The organism is Paenibacillus sp. FSL R7-0179 (genome assembly GCF_038002265.1).
In the GTDB taxonomy this organism is placed as follows: Bacteria; Bacillota; Bacilli; order Paenibacillales; family Paenibacillaceae; genus Paenibacillus_AQ.
In genome coordinates this window covers 1269357-1290793 of record NZ_JBBOCC010000002.1, presented here as the reverse complement: position 1 = coordinate 1290793, position 21437 = coordinate 1269357, and the positions used below count along the sequence as shown (strand labels likewise).

The following is a 21437-nucleotide window of genomic DNA, read 5'->3' as shown; positions in this document are numbered from 1 at the left end:
GTGTTAATAGCGTGCGTTCTCAACCAGCATGGCAATGCCCATCCCCGTTCCGATGCACAAGCTGGCTATACCGTAATGCTTAGAGCTTCGGACCATTTCATGGACCAGCGTAACGAGTACCCTGGCTCCGCTGGCCCCCACTGGATGTCCAATCGCAATCGCACCGCCGTTGACATTCACCTTCTCCGGATTAAGCTCAAGCTCGTGCAGTACCGCTATGGCCTGTGCCGCAAAGGCTTCATTAATCTCGAACAAATCGATGGCCTCAAGAGGAATGCCCTGGTTCTTAAGCAGCGACTTAATGGCTCTTACCGGCCCCATTCCCATGTAAGCAGGATCTACGCCCACCAGTGAATAGCCCTTAATATAGGCAAAAGGCTCAACCTCAAGCTCCTTGCATTTATCTTCCGACATGACCAGCACAGCCGCCGCTCCATCATTGATCCCCGAGGCATTTCCGGCAGTAACCGACCCGTTTTCCTTAAAAGCAGGCTTTAGCTGAGCAAGCTTCTCTTTACTGACCTCTCCTCTTACATGCTCGTCCTCCGCGAACCAGACTGTCTCCTTTTTGATTTTGGTCATCACGGGCACAATCTGCTCTGCAAAAGTCTGCTTCCGCTTAGCTTCAGCGGCCTTGATCTGGCTGTCATAGGCAAATTCATCCTGCTCCAGTCGTGAAATATGATATTTCCCGGCAATGTTCTCGGCAGTAATGCCCATATGATAGTTATTGATCGGACAGGTCAGGCCATCAGCCACCACGGTATCTATCAGCTCGCTATTCCCAAGCTTGTAACCGTTTCTTGCATTTTTCAGCACATAAGGGGCGTTAGACATACTCTCCATCCCCCCGGCCAGGAGAACACTCCCTTGTTCAGCCCGAATAGAATTGTAAGCCAAAGCAACGGTATGAAGCCCTGAACCGCAAACGGTGTTGATCGTTGTTGCAGGCACTTCAATCGGGATACCGGCTTGCAGCGCCGCCTGTCTGGCAGGATTCTGGCCCTCGCCCGCCTGTAGAACATTGCCCAGATAAATCTGCTCCACTAACGCAGGCTCTACATGGCTTTTCTGAAGGCAGGCCGTCATCACCTTTGCTCCTAATTCCGTAGCCCTAACTGCTGAAAGTCCGTTGTTAAATGAACCAACTGCTGTCCGTAAGGGACTTACTAATGCAACTCTGTTCACTGAATCTCACATTCCTTTCTGATGGTATTAGATTTACATGCGGGTATTAATCACGATGTATGAGAGAGTATGCGTTGCGGCTTAGATCGGTTAAATCAGCTTAATTAGCTTGATCGGCTTAGCCGCTTTGATCGCCTTCCTCCATTTGATTTTTTGGTATTTATTTACATATTCAGTGTAAGCCTAAACACCAGTTTCCTCAACACTCAAAAATATACATATTTTTACATACGAATACCTCTAGGCCCTTGTACAATCCCTCAACGAGGTTATACTAGCATTTCCTTTGATATTCTGGTTATTAATGGTTATTTCAGAAAATCACATGAAAACATGCCAAAAGAGTTCACATAAAAAAACGTCTCCGGCCCTTACTTGGGTCTGGAGACGGTTTGTGCAGCACTCTTAGCATATTATTCCGTATTTGGAGGAGCCCTGCTTACATCAGCTTTTTAATCTTCTCCACCGGTAACTCCACCGCTTCGGAGACCTCTTCCGGAGTGAGTCCGTGAAGCAGTAATTTACGAATAATCTCGGCTTGGCCCTTTTCTATTCCTTCAGCTATACCCTCTTCATATCCCCAACGCTTCCAGGCTGGCATGAGTTCCATAATCGCTTCACCCTCCTCCGGGTATTGTATCATCAATTCTTGTATAATCTCTTCATCCTGCGCCCGGTCCGGCTGGAAATATAAATCTGCCACTGACATCACAAGCGCCAGCCGACCCTGATCGAGCCGCGCTCTCAGCTTCATGAACATGCGCAGAAATTCCCGGCGCACATCTCTCGCTTCTCTTGTAGTATACCCCATCTTGGCCAGTAACGCAGCAGCCACTGCATTGTCCGAATCAATAAATCTTCGCCAGTTCTGCTTACGCAATTCCACCTTGAGAAACTGAAAGCGCAGGATATGATGTTCAGGAATAACCATCTCCAAGGTATCCTGCTCTTCCCTGATCTCATCAGAAGTGAAGATGCCAATCGGTATAATCAGCTTATGCTCTTTGCGGTAGCGTTCAAACAGACGGCTGAAATAGGTTAACATTCGTTCATGAAACCGTGAATCCCGATACGACTGCGGCTCCAGGTGAATGAGAATATAACCGTCCAGCCCTTTGTAGCGGATCTCCAGCAGCAGATCCAGCTCCCGCGCTTCCTCGCCAACAATGTCCACGAGTAATTCCTGCATCAGAAACCGGGTTTCACTGTAGTCCAGCATGGAATCAAGCTCAGGGAAAAACAACTCAATAAATTCCTGAAAAAACGTCTCCAGCAGCTTCTTAAATGCTTCATCATGCGGTAAAGGGATTTTAGTCGCCTCCTGTTATGTACTGCTTGTTTCTTGTGAGCATATCCCATTTTAATGGAATTATCTATAATAAAACGAACGTACATTCTCGTTCAATGAAAAAAGAGCCACAGATGTTGCTCCTGTGGCTCTTCTTGTCAAACTGTCTATTTAATTTGTGTATACATCATTGTCAGAACACCCGCTTCTTATCCTTCTCCTCAATCAAAATCTGCACCGATTCCTTGAACCGGATCGCATGAATGATCTCCCGCTCGCGCAGGAACTTGAGGCTGTCCTGCAGATCCACATCGTCGGTCATGTCAATCAGCCACTGGTATGTAGCCCGGGCCTTCTCCTCTGCGGCGATGTCCTCGTACAAATCCGCGATTGGATCGCCCTTGGCTTGGATATAGGATGCTGTCCAGGGCACACCGGCCGAGTTCTGGTAGAACAAGGCATGATCCCGCTGTGCATAGTTCGGCCCTAAGCCTGCGGCTTCCAGCTCCTGTACCGAGGCGTCCTTGGTCAGCTTGTAGATCATGGTGGCAATCATTTCGAGATGGGCAAATTCCTCAGTAGAAATATCCGTTAATACACCAATTACCTTATCAGGTATAGCATACCGCTGGTTCATATAGCGCAGCGCCGCAGCCAGCTCGCCGTCCGCACCGCCGTATTGCTCCATCAGATACCGGGCCATCCGCACATCGCATTTGCCGACACGCACCGGGTATTGCAGCTTTTTCTCATAGATCCACATTCGTGAACTTCCCCCTCCTTAAGGCTTATTTCATTCCCGGCTTCATGCCTTAGACTTGCCAAGGCCAGGGACTCTCGCTCCATTGCCATGGAGCCTTGGAATAGGCGCGGCCGAAATTCTGCAGAGGTCCGTATAGCTCCTGGAACTGGTTCGCCAGCTTGGTGCGCTCATATGTCAGCTGATTGAACTGCTCGATCGCCTTCACATCCTCCGGATGAGTGTCCAGGAACAGATTCAGCTCTACGAGTGCAAAATCAAGGACCTGCAGCTGCTCCAGCATCTCGTAATAACGGGGCTCGCAAGGATTAGCTTCCATAGCTACTTCCCTCCTTTGAACTTGGACTCATAAGGGCTGTAAAGCGATGGCCATAACGTTCCATGTTTGAGCGCCTCCGGCAGGGAGAACTGCGGCAGATTCGGGGGCTGAAACGTGACGAATTGGTTCGGCGGCACAACATACGTCTTGAACGGCACCGGCGGACAAGGATCAAACGGTCCCCTGTACGGTGTCCATACGCGATCCTGGGAGTTCAATAATCATTCCTCCTCATAAGGTTTTGACGGCATTGCCTGATGAATGTCCAGATCTCTGATCGTTACCTTCGTAACTAACTTATGACAGTCCAAGGGTGGAAAAGAACAGTTGCCCATTAAAATCACCTTCAGGTGTGCAAGCGAACGGTACTTTTTGCGGCCAAACTATATAAATTGAACTAATGATTTTTGGTTTTAGGATTAGCTGTGACTCCAGAGAAGTTTTGGACTTCCGGCCGCTGCCCTTCTGCAGATTTCTTGTTTTATCCCGTTTCTAACGGTTGAAATCCGCAGACAAAGGCGGTCGCTACCGCTCCTCCAGTTCCAAAATTCCCCTCCGCCACTTTTCCTTTAACTTAAATTTTTTAGTTCAATCTATATAGTGAAAAAGCAAAAAAAACAGGGCCCCCAAAAGCTCTGCAACACAGCTTCTGAAGTACCCTGCTATATTTGAAAATACGAGTTAGACTTCTGCTTATTCCTTCTCCTCTTCCCCGCCGTCCGCATCCTCTTCAGGCTCTGGCGGATTCTCGCGGTGGATGTTGATGCGGGTGATCCGCAGCCGGGTTGATTCCTCCACCTCGAAGGTGACATCGCCAACGACCACCTGCTTGCCCTTGGACGGATTGCCTTCCAGCTCCTTGAACAGCCAGCCGCCGATAGAATCCACCTCTTCATCCTCAATCACGACACCCGTAAGATCGTTGACGTCTTCAATCAGCATCCGGCCCTCTACGGAGATGTAATCCCCGTTGCGCTCCACGCTAGGGCGTTCATCCTCGAACTCGTCATGCAGATCGCCGACGATCTCCTCCAGGATCTCTTCAGCGGTCAGCAGCCCTGCCGTACCGCCGTACTCGTCAACGACCAGCGTCAGCTGGGCTTTGTTCTTCTGCATTAGGCGCAGCGCATGGCTGATCTCCATCGATTCCGGCACGTTCAGAATCGGCCGGACCAGGGAAGCCAGATCATTCTGCTGCTCCGGCGGGGCGAACAGCAGATCCGTGATATGGATGAAGCCGATAATCCGGTCCTTGTCCTCGAAGGCCACCGGATAACGCGAGTGCTTCGTTTCTGTAATGATCCGCATGTTCTCTTCCAGCGGAAGATTGCTGTATAGTACATCCATATCGGTACGCGGCAGCATCACCTCACGGGCCAGCAGGTCCGAGAATTCGAAGATGTTATCCATCAGCTTCATTTCATCCTGATCGATCACTCCGCTCTTCGCGCTCTGATTCATCAGAATGCGGATTTCCTCCTCCGAATGGGCCGCCTCGGCTTCACTGGCCGGCTCCACGCCGAACAGTCTCAGCAGAGCGTTCGCTGAGGCATTCAGCACCCAGATGAAGGGCAGAAACAGATTATAGAAGAACATCAGCGGAGCGGACAACAGCAGTGCTGAGCCTTCTGTTTTTTGAATAGCCAGAGATTTCGGTGCCAGTTCCCCCAGCACAATATGTAAAAAGGTAATAATGGAGAAGCCGATAATCACAGATACCGTTGAGATTAGCGTCTGGTCAGTTACACCGATCTGGTACATCAGAGGCTCCACCAGCAGCTCCGAGATTGCCGGTTCCCCGACCCAGCCGAGTCCAAGAGAAGCGAGTGTAATTCCGAACTGGGTGGCTGACAGATACGAATCCAGCCGCTTGTTGACCTTTAGCGCATATCCCGCCATTTTGTTGCCTTCGCTGACCAGTTGGGTCAGACGAGACTGTCTGACCTTGACCAGCGAGAATTCCGCCGCAACGAATACACCATTTAATAATACGAGCACCAGAACGAGCAAAAGATTAAGCACTAATCTTCCTATTTCAAATTCCGTATGCACTATAATAACGCCCCATTTCTACAAGGTGATCGCTTTTCTGGTTTTGAAATCGACCCCGGGATAATACATATCGGCCACGAGCAGGTTAGGCCCGCAGCAGCCTGCTGCATCGCAGTAACAATTCACTTGTTGATTCAAGGGATGCTTAGTCTGCCACTCAGTGAAAATGTCATCCAGCTTCGCGTTGCTGATATTGCCAAAAGCGGATATGTCGGCGAAGTCCGTGACAAAGACGTCGCCCGTGAACAGGTTCACATTGACCCGGTTTCTTCCGTCCGGATCATTACGAAGCGTTACATTCTTCTCGCTGCGCAGTCTGCTCAGCAGCTGCTGGTCTTCCTCCAGGAAGCTGCAGGCGAAGAACGGCAGCGTGCCGAACAGCATCCACATCTCCGGGTCACGATGATCCAGGAGGGAATGAATCGCAGTATTCATCTCCCGGAGCGACAGCACAGGCAGCTTCGAAGCGAAGCTTGATGCGTACATCGGGTGTACCTCATGACGTCTTGCCCCCATGTCCCCAATCAGCCGGTGAATCTCGGGAAGCTTGGTGTGTGTACGGTAATTGATCATCGACTCGGCAGAAATCAGCATTCCATCGCTGCTCAGCCGGCGGGAATTCTCCAGCATCGTGTCGTACAGCCGGTAGGCGGCCTCCTTCGAGACCGGGTGACCGCTGTTCGCGAAGCCCACCTCGTGGAAGTCATCGCCGTTAACATAGTTGAACGAGATATGCATAACGTCCAGGTAAGGGAGCAGCTGCTCATAACGGGAATACGGCATGGTCAGATTCGAGTTGATCTGTGATCGGATGCCCCGTTCCCGTGCATATTTCAGCAGCGGCACAATCGTATTCTCCACCGTTCCGGCACGGAACATCGGCTCCCCGCCCGTAATGCTGATGGTCTGCAGATGTTCAACTTCCTCCAGACGCTTCAGCATCTGGGTTAAAGGCAGCAGCTCCCCCTCTTTCATTGTAAGGCTGTCGCCGACGGCGCAATGCTCGCAGCGCATGTTGCATAGATTCGTGACCGTCATCTCTACACTGGTCAGCACATGCTGCCCGTATTCGCGGAGCGAGGTAATCGGATCCCACGGATCGTACTCCGGCGACAGCTCTTTTACAGGAATTATAGATGATGATGGCTCTAATATACTCATTTCTTAAGGCTCCTTTAATGCTTATTCCTTATTATTAACCCAAAACAAAAGAAAAAGAACGATAACTTAAGCTATATCATACCACGACTACTCAAAAAAACAGCAAGGTTGAGACTAGAGCTCTGCAATTCCTGCAGATGCCCTATTCTCTCCTCGCTGCACAGAACACCTATCCGGTACTTTTCACTACAGGTTCTCCTCCGTCCGTCACATCCACAATGACTACCGAGAGGGCTTTGCTGAGATCACGTTCATAGGGGGTAACCGTTTCGCCTTCGGGTCCATTCAGTACACGGACAACAGGCCGGTGCGGCGTGCTGGGATCAATCTTGACCACCACACCGCTCTCACCGGAGCTGAGCTTCACCGTAAGCCCCAGCGGATAGATGGCCACGCGGTCTCTGAATAACTCCAGCTGCTTCTGCTCGTACAAGGTTCCAGAGCCGACATACAGCGCTTCTACCGCCTGATGGGGCAGCATGGCTTTTTTGTAGATCCGGTTGGAGGTCATTGCATCATAGGAATCTGCTACGCCCAGCCATTTCGCATATTCATGGATTTGCGGACCCGTCAGGCCGCGCGGATAGCCGGAGCCGTCAATCCGTTCATGATGCTGCAAGGCACAATGAGCCGCCAGCAGAGGAATATTGGGCTCTTCCTTGAGGATGCGGTATCCGATCTCGGTATGCGCCTGCATATGCCGGAACTCTTCCTCGCTGAGCATGCCGGGCTTTTGTACAATTTTGACAGGAATCTGCGTCTTGCCGATATCATGCAGCAGCGCACCAAGCCCAATGACCCGCAGCTCTTCTTTGCTGTAGCCATGGGCAATGCCAAGCACCAGCGTATACAGGCATACGTTCAGGGAATGGACGTACAGGTAATTGTCAGCCGTGTGCATGTCAAGCAGCATGATCATCGGGTCCTCCTGCAGGGACATGTCGTCGAGGATGGAATCCATCACCTTGGAGAATTTCTTATCCAGATGATAAAAGCCCTTGGTAATCCCCGAGGCACCGGACATCTGCTGGAACTGGTTACGGATCACCTTAAGTGCCTGATTGCGCGTCTCATCCTGCAGCATTCCGGGGATCACAATATCCTCCGTGAGCGAGTCCTCAATATAGATATAGCCGATATCAATTCTGGCGAGCCGCTTGATCAGGGAATCGGTAAGCTCCACTCCGTCCGCAAGCAGAACCAGCCCTTCATCATTATATATTTTTTTACCCAGCTTCATTCCCGCCTGAAGCCGATTGACGGATACTAGACGCACCTTGGCTCACTCCTGCCTTTAACGGTAAAATTGCTTCTTTGTGATGCCAAGCTGAGAATCAACGCATAATAAACAGCCAGAAGGCGGCTGCAAGGATGAAGCGGTAGATGGCAAAATGAGTTGGTCTGATCTTCTGGATCATTCTCATGAACAGAACTACCACCACATAGGCCACGATGAAGGAAATAATGAAGCCGATGACAAAATACCCGATCGTCTCACTCGTGAAATTCTTATACGAATCGAGTAGCTCATACCCCGAGGCCGCGCACATAATCGGAATTGCGATGAGGAAGGAGAAGTCGGCCGAAGCCTTGTAGCTTACCCCGCTCAGCATCCCCCCGGAAATTGTCGAGCCGGAGCGGGAGAATCCGGGCCAAAGGACGGAAATAATCTGGAATAATCCGATCGAGAGTGCCTGCCCGTAGGACAGATCATCCAGATCATGCGCTGTCACACGAATCTTGCGTTTATTGACCCATTCGGCAATGATCATCAGAATACCGCCTGCCACCAGCGCCCAGAGAACGGTGGATGCCCCGAAGAGGCTTTTGATAAAGTCCCTTGCAAAAAAAGCTACAGCGAGCGCAGGCACAATGCCCAGCAGCACATGAATCAGGTTCAGACGGGCTGCCGGCATAACGCCCCCTCTGTCTCTGCGGCCAAAGCCGAGCAGATTCACAATCCGCTGGCGGTAGACCAGCGCAATCGCCAGTATGGCCCCCAGCTGAATCACAATCTCATAGGTCTTCATAATCGAATCCTGCTCATTGAAGCCCAGAATCTTAGTCGTTAGAATCATGTGTCCCGTCGAAGAAACCGGAATGAACTCCGTGATTCCTTCCACAATTGCCAGAATAATGGCTGTAATTGTATCCATATTACTCCTCCTGATCTAGTCAATGAAACCTGGTAATGCGTTATCTATCCATTTGATAAAACATGGTGTGGATCATCAGGTGGATTGCCTCTCCCAGCGAAACGCTTCACACTCATCCAGACTCCCCGGCCGCTGCAGCTCCATCCGCAGCAGATCGCGCAGGAAATGAGGCAGCAAATATACCGCCTCCCGGCCATTAGCTATACTCTCATAGCCTGTACGGAATGTAAACATATCCAGCGTGCCGACACTATACACCTTGGTATCCTCCAGCTGCTCCCCGCCGGCAAAAATCGCAATACCGTTATCATAAGGCATGACCCTTGGATCGTACAAGATTTTTAATCCGTCCACGGCCAAGGTGCCCAGCACCTCTCCCCGGAAACCGTATCCGTAGATGACCTTATTCCGGAACTCTGCCATCAGACTCTGTTCCAGTGCGGTGCGGATATCCTTGCCTGTCAGCTGTACTGTGCATGGGTTAATTGGCGAAGGACATAAGGCATGCAGCATGCCTGCGGTGATGTTGCCTTCCGGAAGCGGGCCGAGCAGTTGTCCTGTATTAACGAGCGAGATGGGGCTGCCTGTGAACTGGCGGACCGCCTGTGCCAGCAGGTTGCCAAAAGGAGACTCCCCCTGCAGATCCAGCGGCAGCATGCGGTCGCTGATGGCAACCGTCTCCTCCAGGGCCTCACGGCCGCGCTGCAGATGGATCGCTGCCGCCGGAGCGATAAGCTCCTCCGTTAAGGAAGGATCAACTGCCGTGCAGCCTCCTTCGGCCAGGTGAAATACTCCGCCTGGATGCTCCCGCTCGAAGACAACCCGTCCGGCGTACCGGCCGAATTTGCCGGCACCGCATACGGCTGTCCCGTTAATCATCTGCGGCTGCTCCAGCATATGGTGGGTGTGTCCGCCCAGAATGGCATGCACGCCTTCCAGCTTCTCGGCCAGCCTCTGGTCTGCGGGCAGCCCCAGATGAGACAGAATGATCACGATATCCACCTGCGGGGCAAGCAGCTGAACCTGCTCGCGCAGCGCCTCTTCCGGGTCCAGCACATCCCAGCCGAGCAGAGAATAGAAGGAGGTGAACGCCGCCGTCGCACCGGTCAGTCCTATCTTTATCCCGTCCTTCTCTATAATCGCGTGGCGCTGCATCCAGTGCGGCGGCTCACCGGTGGCGGACTCCAGGAAATTGCAGCATACCACAGAACACTGGATGCCTGTGAATATGGCTGAGAGCATCTCCTTGGAGAAGGTGAGGCCTTCGTTGTTGCCGATGGTGACCGCATCGTATCCGGTCAAATTCATAATGTCGATGTTGGCCTGTCCCATCGTGCCTTCCGTCTCTACAGCGGCGCGGTCCATATGATCGCCGATATCAAGCAGCAGCACCGGCTCCTCGCCCGCCGCCGCCTTCATCGCGGATATTACTGCCGCGAGCGGACTCATCATTTCAAAGTGGCTATGTATATCATTGGTATGAATAATGGTTAATCTTTGCGGCCCAGGCTTCATAAGCTGGCTTCCCTCCCACTTGTACAGCCGTTTATAAAGTAAGCGGCAGGCTTGTTCTGTTCTAGAGTTAGCATAACATTTTCAGACTCAATATGGTATATTGTAATCATTATAAGCTGTCCTAAGCTTAAGTCCAGAAAGGGTGAAGAACGCATGCATATCTCCATCCGGCTATTCGCCGGTCTGGCCGAAATTATCGGCTCCTCCACTCTGGTCTTCCACGCCCATGAGTCCCCTGTAACAGCAGGCCGGCTGAAGGAGCTCCTCTCCGCCTCCTATCCCGATGCCGCGCCGCAGATCAGTGTATCTCTGGTAGCCGTTGATCAGGAATATGCGCCTGATGATACGGATATTACCGAAGGCTCAGAGGTGGCCTTCATTCCGCCCGTGTCCGGGGGCTAACCACACCGTTCTCCTTCCGCGAATCTGCATAGCTTCAGAGTAGGGTAGGACCAGCGGGTTGCACAATCTGCAAGCTACAATCAGTACTCTTACACCATTGAATATTGCGGACTTTGTTGCTATGCTGTAAAAAATTGCTATAGTAAGGTGGCCTAGTCATTGAGAGTACACGTGATGGATCTTAAACCGGGTGATCATCTGCGGATGGATAGCTTCAGCTCCCGCGGGCTGCATGTACTCCCTAAGGGATCACGGCTGCAACTGGAGGAAATCGCCAAGCTGATACAGCACGGCGTTGATTATGTAGATATTGAAACGGTACAGGAAGAGCCCGCCCCTTCCAGCCGGACCTCAATCATTCAGGCTGCAGCCAGCAGCTTCGATACCACGATTGACGGCTTTGAATCTCTATATATGGAAGCGCTCAGCAAAGGCAGCTTCAATCAGTCCGTGGTGGATGATATTCTTCAGCCGACCTTGTCCACGCTGGACAAGCACAAGGACGTTGTGACACTCTTGCTCCTTCTCGACCGGGAAGATAATTATACCTATAACCACTCCCTTCAGGTAGGCATGCTCTCCTATTATCTTGCCTCGTGGCTTGGATACTCCAAGACAGAGTGCTATGAGATCGGGCGTGCGGGCTACCTGATCGATATCGGAAAATGCCGCATCTCCCCCGCCATCCTGAACAAACCCGGCAAATTAACGCCTGAAGAATACGAAGAGATCAAATTACATACGGTTTACGGGTACGAAATCATACAGAACTCCATGAACGATCCTTTCACAGCTCTGGTTGCCCTGCAGCATCATGAACGCGAAGACGGCTCCGGTTATCCCAAGCAGCTGACCAAGACAGATATTCACCCTTACGCCCAGATCGCAGCCGTCGCGGATATTTACAGCGCTATGACCACTCACCGGGTCTATCAGTCCAAGCAGGAGCTGATTTCCGTTCTGCGTGAGATCAACTCCCTCAGCTTCGGCAAGCTGAACGGCAAACCGGTCCAGGCCTTCATCAATCATCTGATGCCTAACTTCATCGGCAAGCGTGTGCTGCTGAGCACCGGTGATATGGGTGTGATCGTGATGAACAACCCGCTGGATGTCTTCCGTCCGCTTGTACAGAGCGAAGGCAAATTCCTTGACCTGTCCCGCGAACGCAAAATTGCCGTCGTTGAGATTTACATGGAGTAGCCTTACCTGAGCATTTGCACACAAAAGGGCTGTCCCGAGCGAGCCAATAATTGGCCAAGCCGGGACAGCCCTTATTCGTGGGTCATATGACAGTAGTCATAGCCCCAATACTTTTACCGGATGAGTGTGAGCAGCAGCTCGCCGCTAGGCACTTCTGACCCTGTGCTCTTAAGCACATCAAGATATTGTGCCGAGTTGGTGACAATCACCGGTGTCGCCGTTATAAATCCGGCCGCACGGATAGCTTCGAGGTCAAATTCAAGCAATAGCTGACCCTTGACCACCTTGTCGCCTTCCTTCACTTTTTTAGTAAAATGCTGACCCTTAAGCTTCACGGTGTTGACACCGACATGAATCAGCAGCTCCGCACCGCCGTCCGAAGTAATGCCGATGGCATGTCCTGTCGGGAATACAGTAGTCACCGTTCCGTTCACAGGGCTGGTTAAGATGCCCGAAGAAGGCTCAATTACAATTCCCTTACCCATGGCACCGGAAGCAAAAGCTTCGTCAGGCAGGGTGCCCAGCGGATGCAGCGTTCCCTCCAGCGGGCTTACAACCAGTTCTTTATCAATCAGCGTTGGTGTAGTCGTACCCGAGGTTCCTCCTGAGTTAACGGTTGCAGCAGCATCTGTCTCAGGCTCCTTGTAGCCAAGCACCAACACCAGTACAGCTGCCAATACAAATGCTACCAGTATACCAATGACTACCCATACAAATCCTGTACCGAAATATGTCGGCAGGGCCAGCAGACCCGGCAGCGAGAAGGACAATGCTCTTGCACCGCCTGTTGCAATAATTGCACCGCCGATAGCGCCGGAGATACAAGCATAGATGAACGGTTTCTTGAGCTTCAGGGTGACTCCGTAAATCGTTGGTTCCGTAATCCCAAAGACTGCAGATAGTGTAGAAGAACCGGCGAGCGCTTTAAGCTGCGGGTTCCGGGATTTCAGGAAGACGCCGAATACAGCCCCGGCCTGCGACAGAACCGCCGCACTGAGAATGGGCAGCATGGTATCCTGTCCTAATGTAGCAATATTGCTGAGCATGATCGGTACGAAGCCCCAATGTACACCGAAGATTACGAATACTTGCCAGAACGCCCCTGCAATAGCTCCCGCCACAAGCGGACTTAGATTGTAGAGCCAGGTATAGCCGGAGGCCAACCCGTCACTGATCAGAGAGCCTACAGGTCCGAAGGCCAGGAATGTAAGCGGAATAACAATGAGCAGCGCGAACATAGGAACAAGAATATTCCGCACTGACTCATGAATGAAGGAACGGAACCAGCGTTCCACATACGACTGCACCCATACCGCCAGAATAATTGGAATTACGCTGGAGGAATAGTTGATCAGTACGATCTTGATTCCCAGGAAGTGCAGGGAGTCAGGTGAGCCTACAGCCGCAATGACTGCGGGATAGATTAAGGCTCCGGCTATGGCAATCGACACGAACTGATTCGCCTTGAATTTGCGCGCAGCCGTCACCGCCAGGAAGACAGGCAGGAAATAGAATACACTGTCGGCAGCCGCATTGAGGATCATGTAAGTGCCGCTGGCAGCGCTAATCCACTCCAGGGACAGAATCAGAGCCAGCAAGCCCTTGAGTATCCCCGCTCCGGCCAATGCACCCAGAATCGGCGAGAAAATACTTGAAATGATGTCCACCGCTTTACCCAGAACTCCAGTGCTCTCTGAGCTCTCGTCGCCGCCGCTTTTCTCCGCATCCTGAAGCGAGGTTTCCTTCATAATCTGCTCGAATACCTGGCTGACATTGTTGCCGATAACCACCTGGAATTGTCCGCTGTTCTCGACGACTGTAATGACTCCCGGTGTTTTTTCCAGTGCTGCTTTATTGGCTTTGCTGTTATCCTTCAGCTTGAATCTTAAGCGTGTGGCACAATGGAAGACGGAATTCACATTCCCTTCTCCGCCAACGAGTGTGATAATTTGTTTGGATAAGTCTTTATTGCTCATTTGGGTTTGCTCCTTTTGAGATCTGTAATATAAGCATCGCTGCAGAGGCGAATGGTGCCAGCATATTCGATTTGTTCCCCCCTGCAAACAAGAAAAACCTGAACTCAAGGCAAAAGAGACGTCATTACACGCTTTTTTGCCATCAGTTCAGGTTTTGCCTGCATGACCAGTTACACCCTGACAGATGATATGAAAATATGAAATATTGTAATCTTACGTATGTTACGTGTTAAATGTTACGTGTTACTCCAGGTTATTGCGTTCCGTTACACGCTGAATGTGAATCGTCAAATAGACATATTCGTCCTTGCTGAGGCTCTGACCATGCGATTTCTCCAGATATTCATTGATCTTGCCTACGCATTCGAAAGCCTTGACATAAGTAATTCTCACCTGGTTGTACAGGAACTCTTCCCCGCTATTATTGGTTTCCTTCTTCAGCACCCGCATGGAAAAATACTGCAGATGGGTCAGGAACCGCGAGTAATTAAGCGAGGTCTCATCCAGCACCACCTTATAATGATAGGTAACGATGTTCAGAATATTCTGAACGATCTCTGTCATCCTGATCGTCGATCTTACCTCCGTGCCATCCATTCTGGCATTGACCAGGTGAAGGGCAATGAATCCGGCTTCATCCTCGCCCAGCGAGAGGCCGGTGGTCTGTTCTATCATCTTCAGGGCATCCAGCCCGATCCCGAATTCCTTCTGGTAAAAGCGCTTGATCTCAAACAGCATCGCATTCTTCAGCTGAATCCCCTTCTCAAAACGCTCCAGCGCGAAATGGATATGATCGGTCAGCGTCAGATAGAGATTATCGTTCAGTTCCGTGTGCAGCACTCCACTCGCGTAGGTGACGATACTGCTGGCCAGCTCCAGGTGAGCTACCGGAATATCATTCAGCAATTCAGTCAGCCGGGCAGTGAATTCATTCTCGTTCAGCAGAAAAATCTTATCTACCTTGGCAGGATCAACATAATCCCCCGCCACCTTATTGAAGGAAATCCCTCTGCCCATCACAATAACCTCCTTGCCCTTCTGATTCTTGGTCAGGAGCACATTATTGTTTAGCACCTTCTCGATAATCATCTCTATTCACCTCCTGCCGCATAGTTTGTACAAAAAAAGCCTAAGTTGATCCCAATATCATTCAAAAATGATACTCGCATCAGCTTAGGCATTGCCCGCGTTACCGGTCACAATCCTGTATTACTGCTATTGTAGCATAAATAAAAGCGATTTCAAGAACTTTATTTATTCTAAAGATCTGAATATTCATATTAGGCTTCCTTCCGGTTTGAAACCGGATCTCGGGGGCCACGCTAATAGCAGACAGTAATACAAGGAGGAGATATGATGCTTGCGGTTCATCAGCGCCTTGCCGAGCTATATACCCTGAGTCTGAAGCGTCCGCTGGCTCCGGCGGAGCAAGACGAGCTTCAGCACTGCCTGCATGTCAACACCGTCTACTGCTGGGAAATGGCGCGTCTCCATATCGAAGCCCTGCTGGCAGCGGATATTCATGATACCCAGTGGCAGCAGGAGATCAGCGCGCAGCTGCTGGAGGTCCGGGTAAGCGGGAAGCCGGGGAAACGGTCTTGACGGAAAGGGGCTCCGCGCGCGCCCTGTACTTTCCAGCACATAAAAACAGCAGCCCATCCCCACATCGGGGCCAGGCTGCTGCATCTGCTTCTACGATGCTTCTATAAAAAGCGGAACTGTGCTTCAATTAAACCGTTATAAATGCCGTCATGCTTGGTCAGCTCGGCATGATTGCCTTCTTCCTTAATCTCGCCGTGATCCAGCACTACAATCTTATCCGCATGACGGATGGTCGAGAGCCGGTGGGCGACGATGAAGGAGGTCCGGCCCTGAAGCAGCAGCTTCAGCGCTTCCTGAATCTTGATCTCCGTCTCCGTATCGATACTGGCTGTCGCTTCATCCAGAATCAGAATCCGCGGATCGGCCAGCAGCGCCCGGGCGAAGGAGAGCAGCTGGCGCTGTCCCATGGACAGTGCGCTTCCCCGCTCCTCCACCTCGGTATCATAGCCGGCAGGCAGCTTGACGATGAAATCGTGGGCGTCTACAGCCTTGGCAGCCGCTTCAATCTCTTCGTCCGTGGCATCCAGCCGTCCGAAGCGGATGTTGTCGCGGATCGTTCCTGAGAAGATGAAGGTATCCTGCAAGACAATCCCGATCTGTTCGCGCAGACTCTGGAGTGTAACATCGCGGACATCCCGTCCATCAATGGTGATGCCGCCGCTCTTGATATCATAGAACCGGCCGATCAGGTTGATGATTGTGCTTTTGCCGGAGCCGGTATGTCCTACGAGTGCAATGGATTGGCCTGCCTGGACATCCAGGTTAATGCCCTTAAGAGCCGCACGGCCCTTCTCATATTCAAACACAACATTATCGAAGTGAATATCTCCCTTAATCTTGGACAGCGGTGTCGCTCCCGGCTTATCCTGAACGGCAGGCTGTTCGTCGAGATACTCGAAGATCCGTTCGGAGGAAGCCATCGCTACGAGCAGTTGATTGTACATCTGTCCCAGCCGGTTGATCGGGTCCCAGAAGTTGCTGACATAACTGCTGAAGGCGACCAGGAAGCCGACCGTAAGCTCTCCCGACTGAATCAGGTAAGCCCCGAACCAGAAGAGAATCATCGTCCCGAAGCCGCCGGTGACTTCAATGATCGGACCGAATGCCTGGTTCATGGCCGAGGCCTTGTTCCACGATTTCCGGCTGTCCATATTCATGGCATCGAAATAATGCATATTCTCTTCTTCCTGGGTGTAGGCCTGGGTGACGCGAATCCCCTGAATCGACTCATTCAGATGGGAGTTGATCCGTGAGTTCTTCATACGCACATCCTGCCAGGCAATACGGATTCTCTGCCGCAGCTTGGTCGAGATCAGGAACATAACAGGCACCGTAATCATCACGGCCAGCCCCAGCTTCCAGTTGATAAGCAGCAGAATTATCATAATACCGAACAGCTGCACACAGTCGATCATCAGATTGACGACCCCGTTGGTGAACAAATCCTGCAGCGAGTTGATGTCATTGGTCACCCGGACGAGGACTGATCCGGCCGGACGTTTATCGAAGAAGTTGAAGGACAGCTTCTGGATATGCCGGAACAGGTCTGAGCGCAGGTCATAAATCACCCGCTGGCCGATCACATTCGTATATTTGATCCGGTATACGCCGGCGATCCATTGAATCAAATACAGTACGATTACACTGGCTGTGAGCGTATAAAGCAGCGTCAGGCTGGGGTTTCCATCTTTTGGTGCAATCGCTTTATCAATTGCCATACTGGTCAGGAACGGAACCGTCAGCTTGGTAATCGTACCCAGGATCATCATGATCGAGACCAGCGGCAGCATTTGCTTCGCATATGGCTTCATATAGCTGAATAAGCGGGTGAACTGCCTCCAGTCAAAAGCCTTGTCGATCACATCATCATCTTTATAGATAAAACGTTCTTCGAGTGTCTGTTCTTCAACCTTGCTGTTGTCGGTATTTAATACACTGTCAGCAGTCTGCTTGGAGGTCTCAAGACTCATGCCGGATCACCTGCCTCTCGTCCGTTATCCCTGGCTAAATAATCGGCGTACTGAATCCGGTACACATCCTGATAAGGTCCCGGGACCGCGATCAGTTCCTGATGGGTGCCCTGCTGGACCATTCTTCCTTCATTCATGACAATGATCTGATCGGCATGGCGCAGGGAGGAGATCCGGTGGGCAATAATCAAGGTCGTCCGTCCGCGCATAACCTCCTGGAAGCCGGCCTGAATCTCATGCTCCGTCTCCATATCTACCGCACTGGTCGCATCATCCAGAATAAGAATCCGCGGATTCTTCAGCAATGCGCGGGCGATGGCAATGCGCTGCTTTTGGCCGCCCGAGAGACCCATCCCCCGCTCACCGACTACCGTATCGTAGCCTTCCGGCATCTCCATAATGAAGTCATGCGCCTTCGCCAGCTCAGCGGCACGGATGATCTCATCCATGCTGACATTCTTAAGGCCATAAGAGATATTATTGCGGATTGATGAGGAGAACAGGAAGGTCTCCTGGAACACCGTCGATATTTGCGAACGCAGACTTCGGACCTGGAACTCGCGGATATCCACACCATCGAGCTTGATACTGCCCTGATTCACATCATAGGCACGCATCATCAGCTGGGTGATCGTGGATTTACCGGACCCCGTTCCGCCGAGGAAGCCAATGACTGCACCGGGCTCGGCATGGAAATGAATATCCTTGACTGCCGGCATTTTGTTGCCGTAAGCGAAGGTGACATGATCGAACTCCACCTCACCCTTCACTTCTGCCGCTGCAAGCTCGCGGGCATTCTCTTGATCCCGGACATCGATGGTCTGATTCAGCACTTCCAGCACACGTTCGCCGGAGGCCTTGGACTGGGTATAGTTATTGATGTGGAACCCGAGTCCCCATACAGGACCGATGATGTACCAGATCAGGCTGAAGAACGCAACCAGCTCACCCAGCGACATCTGCTTGTTGATAACCAGCGTACCGCCGACACCTAGCAGAATAGCTACACTGACCGAAGCCAGCAGCTCCATGAACGGGAAGAATTTACTCCATAGCTCGGCCGCAAAAATCTGATTTTCTTTATATCGTTCATTACGGTGCGAGAATTTCTCAACTTCGTAGGCCTCTCTGGCAAACGATTTGACTGTTCTTACCCCGGTGACATTCTCCTGTACAGCCGTTGTCAGGGAACTTAACGCGAGGCGCATCTCCTGAAAGGCCGGATGAATCTTGGATTCAAACTTAAGTGCGACTATTGCCAGAAATGGCATTGTGATCAGAGTAACCAGCGTCAGCTGCCAGTTGATGGTGAACATCATAATGGAGCCGAACAGAACCATGAAGAACACATTTAGCAATTGGGCAAATCCGAAGCCGATGAACATGCGGATTGCTTCCAAATCCCCGGTCAGCCGGGACATCAGGTCACCTGTCTTCGCCGTATCATAATACCGGAAGGACAGAAATTGCAGCTTCTCATAACAGGCATTGCGCAGCCGGTAAGCCAGGAAATTCCCCAGCCGTCCGCCGAAAAATCCATGGGCAAACTGCAGGCACGCCTTGACAATAATGACAGCAAGCACACTGAGAGCGAGTACGGGCACCTCAGTAAACTTTAGGGGAACAATAACATCATCGATCAATCTCCTTAACAAATTGGGGGTAATAAGCCCCACTGCAGTTGCGGCCGCCAAACATACAATCGACAGAATCAGATAGTGCAGCTTCTCCCGATAAAAGCCCCGCAGTTGCCTGAGAACATCCATATCTCTCCTCCTTAAAGCTTTACGAAGTAAAGCTGGCTCCGTAAGCATAAACTTAGCTTTACGAAGTAACCTGCCTCCGTAAGCATAAACTTAGCTTTACGAAGTAACCTGCCCCGTAAGCATAAACTTAGTCTCTAAATATCGCACCGTAAACCAGCTTTTTTAGCGCTTCCAATTTAGTGACTTTAAGCAGTTTATCATCCCTAATTTAATGCGGCAAAGGGGAGAAACCACCGTTTTCCCTCTTTTTTCGGAATAAACCGGGCTTAAGCAGGGGCTAAAGGACGCCCGTCGTTTTAAATGCTGCTATTTCCTCGCAAATACTGCTCAATTAAGATATAGCAAGATTCAACGATGCGAAGCAGCTTTTTGGAAGCCTAATAAAAGGTATTTTATGTATTTTTATTGCGACTTGCCCTCTGAAAAGGACTGAAATACCGCTAATCGGGAAAATCAGCGGTATTTACTCAGCAATCGGACTCAGGTTCCTTTATTTCACAGACCGGCCCCTTTTCAGGCCACCTCATCCTTACTACAGAAAAAAATTCAAGCAGTCCTAATAAAACACAAAAATGCCCACAGAGCTTTGACCAACCTGCATCAAAGTTCTGTGGACACTCACTGTATCTATCTTTGAGAATTGGAGGAAGCTTCCGGTTACCCGATGCTTCCTTCCATCTCGAATTTTATGAGGCGATTCATCTCTACCGCATATTCCATCGGCAGCTCCTTGGTGAACGGCTCGATGAAGCCCATGATAATCATCTGCGTGGCATCGGCTTCGGAGAGACCACGGCTCATGAGGTAGAATAGCTGCTCCTCAGACACCTTGGAGACCGTCGCTTCATGCTCAAGCACAATGTTATCGTTCATGATCTCATTGTAAGGAATCGTGTCCGAGGTGGACTCGTTATCCAGAATGAGTGTATCGCATTTGATATTGGATTTTGCGCCTTCTGCCTTGCGGCCGAAGGAAGCGAGTCCGCGGTAAGTAACCTTGCCGCCGTGCTTGCTGATCGACTTGGATACAATCGTAGAGGTGGTGTCCGGTGCCAAGTGAATCATTTTGGCGCCTGCATCCTGATGCTGGTCCTTACCCGCTACTGCGATGGACAATACAGAACCCTTGGCTCCACGGCCCTTAAGTACCACTGCCGGATATTTCATCGTCAGCTTGGAGCCGATGTTGCCGTCTACCCATTCCATGGTAGCATTCTCTTCGGCAACCGCACGTTTTGTAACAAGATTATAGATGTTCGGTGCCCAGTTCTGAATGGTGGTATAACGGACACGCGCATTCTTCATGCACAGAATCTCAACCACGGCGCTGTGCAGCGAGTTCGTGCTGTAGATCGGGGCAGTACAGCCTTCAACGTAATGCACGAAGCTGTCTTCGTCTGCCAGAATCAGAGTACGCTCGAATTGTCCCATATTCTCGGAGTTGATGCGGAAGTAAGCCTGCAATGGAACTTCGCACTTCACACCCTTCGGAACATAAATGAAGCTGCCTCCTGACCATACAGCACTGTTAAGTGCGGCGAACTTGTTGTCAGCAGGAGGAATAATCGTACCGAAGAACTTCTTGAACAGTTCCGGGTGATCACGCAGTGCAGAATCCGTATCCGTGAAGATTACACCCTGATCTTCCAGGTTCTGCTGCATGCTGTGATAGACTACCTCGGATTCATACTGTGCAGAGACACCGGCAAGGAACTTCTGCTCCGCTTCCGGAATTCCCAGCTTGTCGAAGGTCTCCTTAATCTCGGAAGGAACCTCTTCCCAAGTCTTGCCCTGCTTCTCGGAAGGTCTAACATAATATTGGATATCCTCGAAATCCAGATCATCCAGATTGCCGCCCCACTGTGGCATTGGCATCTTACGGAACTGCTCCAGGGATTTCAGCCGGAATTCCAGCATCCATTCAGGCTCATTCTTAATCGCGGAGATTTCCCGGACGATTTCTTCCGTGAGTCCTTTACCAGACTGAAATATCGACTTGTGCTCGTCACGGAATCCGTACTGGTATTCCTCCATATCAGGCGCTTTCTTAGCCATGGTGTCAGCCTCCTTGTGTATGTTATT

Annotated in this window: 18 protein-coding genes; 3 read left to right on the top strand and 15 right to left on the bottom strand. The window is 51.0% G+C overall.

The annotated features are described in order from the left end of the window. Nucleotides 1–3 precede the first annotated feature (3 nt). The 10 genes from MKX63_RS22030 to MKX63_RS21985 all read right to left on the bottom strand — a co-directional run bounded on the left by MKX63_RS22030 (nucleotide 4) and on the right by MKX63_RS21985 (nucleotide 10439). A complete protein-coding gene (locus tag MKX63_RS22030; RefSeq protein ID WP_341020067.1) occupies nucleotides 4–1188 on the bottom strand; it encodes an acetyl-CoA C-acetyltransferase in 1185 nt (394 codons plus the stop codon). Nucleotides 1189–1627: 439 nt separating this feature from the next. Continuing rightward, nucleotides 1628–2497: an Rpn family recombination-promoting nuclease/putative transposase gene (locus MKX63_RS22025; protein ID WP_341023194.1), complete on the bottom strand. Its 870-nt coding sequence runs from the start codon at nucleotides 2495–2497 to the stop codon at nucleotides 1628–1630. A gap of 172 nt (nucleotides 2498–2669) precedes the next feature. Beyond that, nucleotides 2670–3239 (bottom strand): manganese catalase family protein, encoded by a 570-nt coding sequence (locus tag MKX63_RS22020; RefSeq protein ID WP_209991273.1) that lies wholly within the window; start codon nucleotides 3237–3239, stop codon nucleotides 2670–2672. A 49-nt stretch (nucleotides 3240–3288) separates the two neighbouring features. Next, on the bottom strand, nucleotides 3289–3555 hold the full coding sequence (locus tag MKX63_RS22015; protein ID WP_341020064.1) for a spore coat protein CotJB: 267 nt from the start codon (nucleotides 3553–3555) through the stop codon (nucleotides 3289–3291). A 2-nt stretch (nucleotides 3556–3557) separates the two neighbouring features. Beyond that, a complete protein-coding gene (locus MKX63_RS22010; protein ID WP_036692819.1) occupies nucleotides 3558–3773 on the bottom strand; it encodes a spore coat associated protein CotJA in 216 nt (71 codons plus the stop codon). Nucleotides 3774–4248: 475 nt separating this feature from the next. Further along, a complete protein-coding gene (locus MKX63_RS22005; protein WP_445323536.1) occupies nucleotides 4249–5607 on the bottom strand; it encodes a hemolysin family protein in 1359 nt (452 codons plus the stop codon). A gap of 18 nt (nucleotides 5608–5625) precedes the next feature. Continuing rightward, nucleotides 5626–6768: a radical SAM/CxCxxxxC motif protein YfkAB gene (gene yfkAB, locus MKX63_RS22000; RefSeq protein WP_341020063.1), complete on the bottom strand. Its 1143-nt coding sequence runs from the start codon at nucleotides 6766–6768 to the stop codon at nucleotides 5626–5628. A 169-nt stretch (nucleotides 6769–6937) separates the two neighbouring features. After that, the gene (locus MKX63_RS21995) at nucleotides 6938–8044 is read right to left on the bottom strand and encodes an HD-GYP domain-containing protein (protein ID WP_036721458.1); all 1107 of its coding nucleotides are present in this window, start codon (nucleotides 8042–8044) and stop codon (nucleotides 6938–6940) included. A 58-nt stretch (nucleotides 8045–8102) separates the two neighbouring features. Then, nucleotides 8103–8924 carry an undecaprenyl-diphosphate phosphatase gene (locus tag MKX63_RS21990; protein ID WP_341020061.1) on the bottom strand — a complete coding sequence of 274 codons (822 nt, stop codon included), beginning with the start codon at nucleotides 8922–8924 and terminating at the stop codon, nucleotides 8103–8105. A 75-nt stretch (nucleotides 8925–8999) separates the two neighbouring features. Beyond that, the gene (locus MKX63_RS21985) at nucleotides 9000–10439 is read right to left on the bottom strand and encodes a bifunctional metallophosphatase/5'-nucleotidase (protein ID WP_341020059.1); all 1440 of its coding nucleotides are present in this window, start codon (nucleotides 10437–10439) and stop codon (nucleotides 9000–9002) included. Between the two features lie 153 nt (nucleotides 10440–10592). On the opposite strand from MKX63_RS21985, the gene moaD reads away from it, so the two are divergent. After that, nucleotides 10593–10841: a molybdopterin converting factor subunit 1 gene (gene moaD, locus MKX63_RS21980; protein WP_340755251.1), complete on the top strand. Its 249-nt coding sequence runs from the start codon at nucleotides 10593–10595 to the stop codon at nucleotides 10839–10841. Between the two features lie 159 nt (nucleotides 10842–11000). Then, nucleotides 11001–12041: an HD-GYP domain-containing protein gene (locus tag MKX63_RS21975; protein ID WP_341020057.1), complete on the top strand. Its 1041-nt coding sequence runs from the start codon at nucleotides 11001–11003 to the stop codon at nucleotides 12039–12041. Between the two features lie 113 nt (nucleotides 12042–12154). On the opposite strand, the gene MKX63_RS21970 is transcribed toward MKX63_RS21975, so the two are convergent. Beyond that, on the bottom strand, nucleotides 12155–14017 hold the full coding sequence (locus MKX63_RS21970; RefSeq protein WP_341020054.1) for a beta-glucoside-specific PTS transporter subunit IIABC: 1863 nt from the start codon (nucleotides 14015–14017) through the stop codon (nucleotides 12155–12157). A gap of 243 nt (nucleotides 14018–14260) precedes the next feature. Then, a complete protein-coding gene (licT, locus tag MKX63_RS21965) occupies nucleotides 14261–15106 on the bottom strand; it encodes a BglG family transcription antiterminator LicT (protein WP_341020052.1) in 846 nt (281 codons plus the stop codon). 267 nt (nucleotides 15107–15373) lie between these two features. Here licT and MKX63_RS21960 point away from each other — a divergent pair, with 267 nt between their 5' ends. Continuing rightward, on the top strand, nucleotides 15374–15619 hold the full coding sequence (locus tag MKX63_RS21960) for a DUF7667 family protein (protein WP_341020051.1): 246 nt from the start codon (nucleotides 15374–15376) through the stop codon (nucleotides 15617–15619). A 101-nt stretch (nucleotides 15620–15720) separates the two neighbouring features. Here the strand turns inward: MKX63_RS21960 and MKX63_RS21955 are convergent, their stop codons facing one another. The 3 genes from MKX63_RS21955 to sufB all read right to left on the bottom strand — a co-directional run bounded on the left by MKX63_RS21955 (nucleotide 15721) and on the right by sufB (nucleotide 21410). Then, nucleotides 15721–17589: an ABC transporter ATP-binding protein gene (locus tag MKX63_RS21955; RefSeq protein ID WP_341020050.1), complete on the bottom strand. Its 1869-nt coding sequence runs from the start codon at nucleotides 17587–17589 to the stop codon at nucleotides 15721–15723. Continuing rightward, the gene (locus MKX63_RS21950; protein ID WP_341020048.1) at nucleotides 17586–19355 is read right to left on the bottom strand and encodes an ABC transporter ATP-binding protein; all 1770 of its coding nucleotides are present in this window, start codon (nucleotides 19353–19355) and stop codon (nucleotides 17586–17588) included. Before MKX63_RS21950 ends, MKX63_RS21955 begins: the two co-directional genes overlap by 4 nt. A 657-nt stretch (nucleotides 19356–20012) precedes the next feature. Further along, nucleotides 20013–21410: a Fe-S cluster assembly protein SufB gene (gene sufB / locus MKX63_RS21945; protein WP_341020046.1), complete on the bottom strand. Its 1398-nt coding sequence runs from the start codon at nucleotides 21408–21410 to the stop codon at nucleotides 20013–20015. Nucleotides 21411–21437 lie beyond the last annotated feature (27 nt).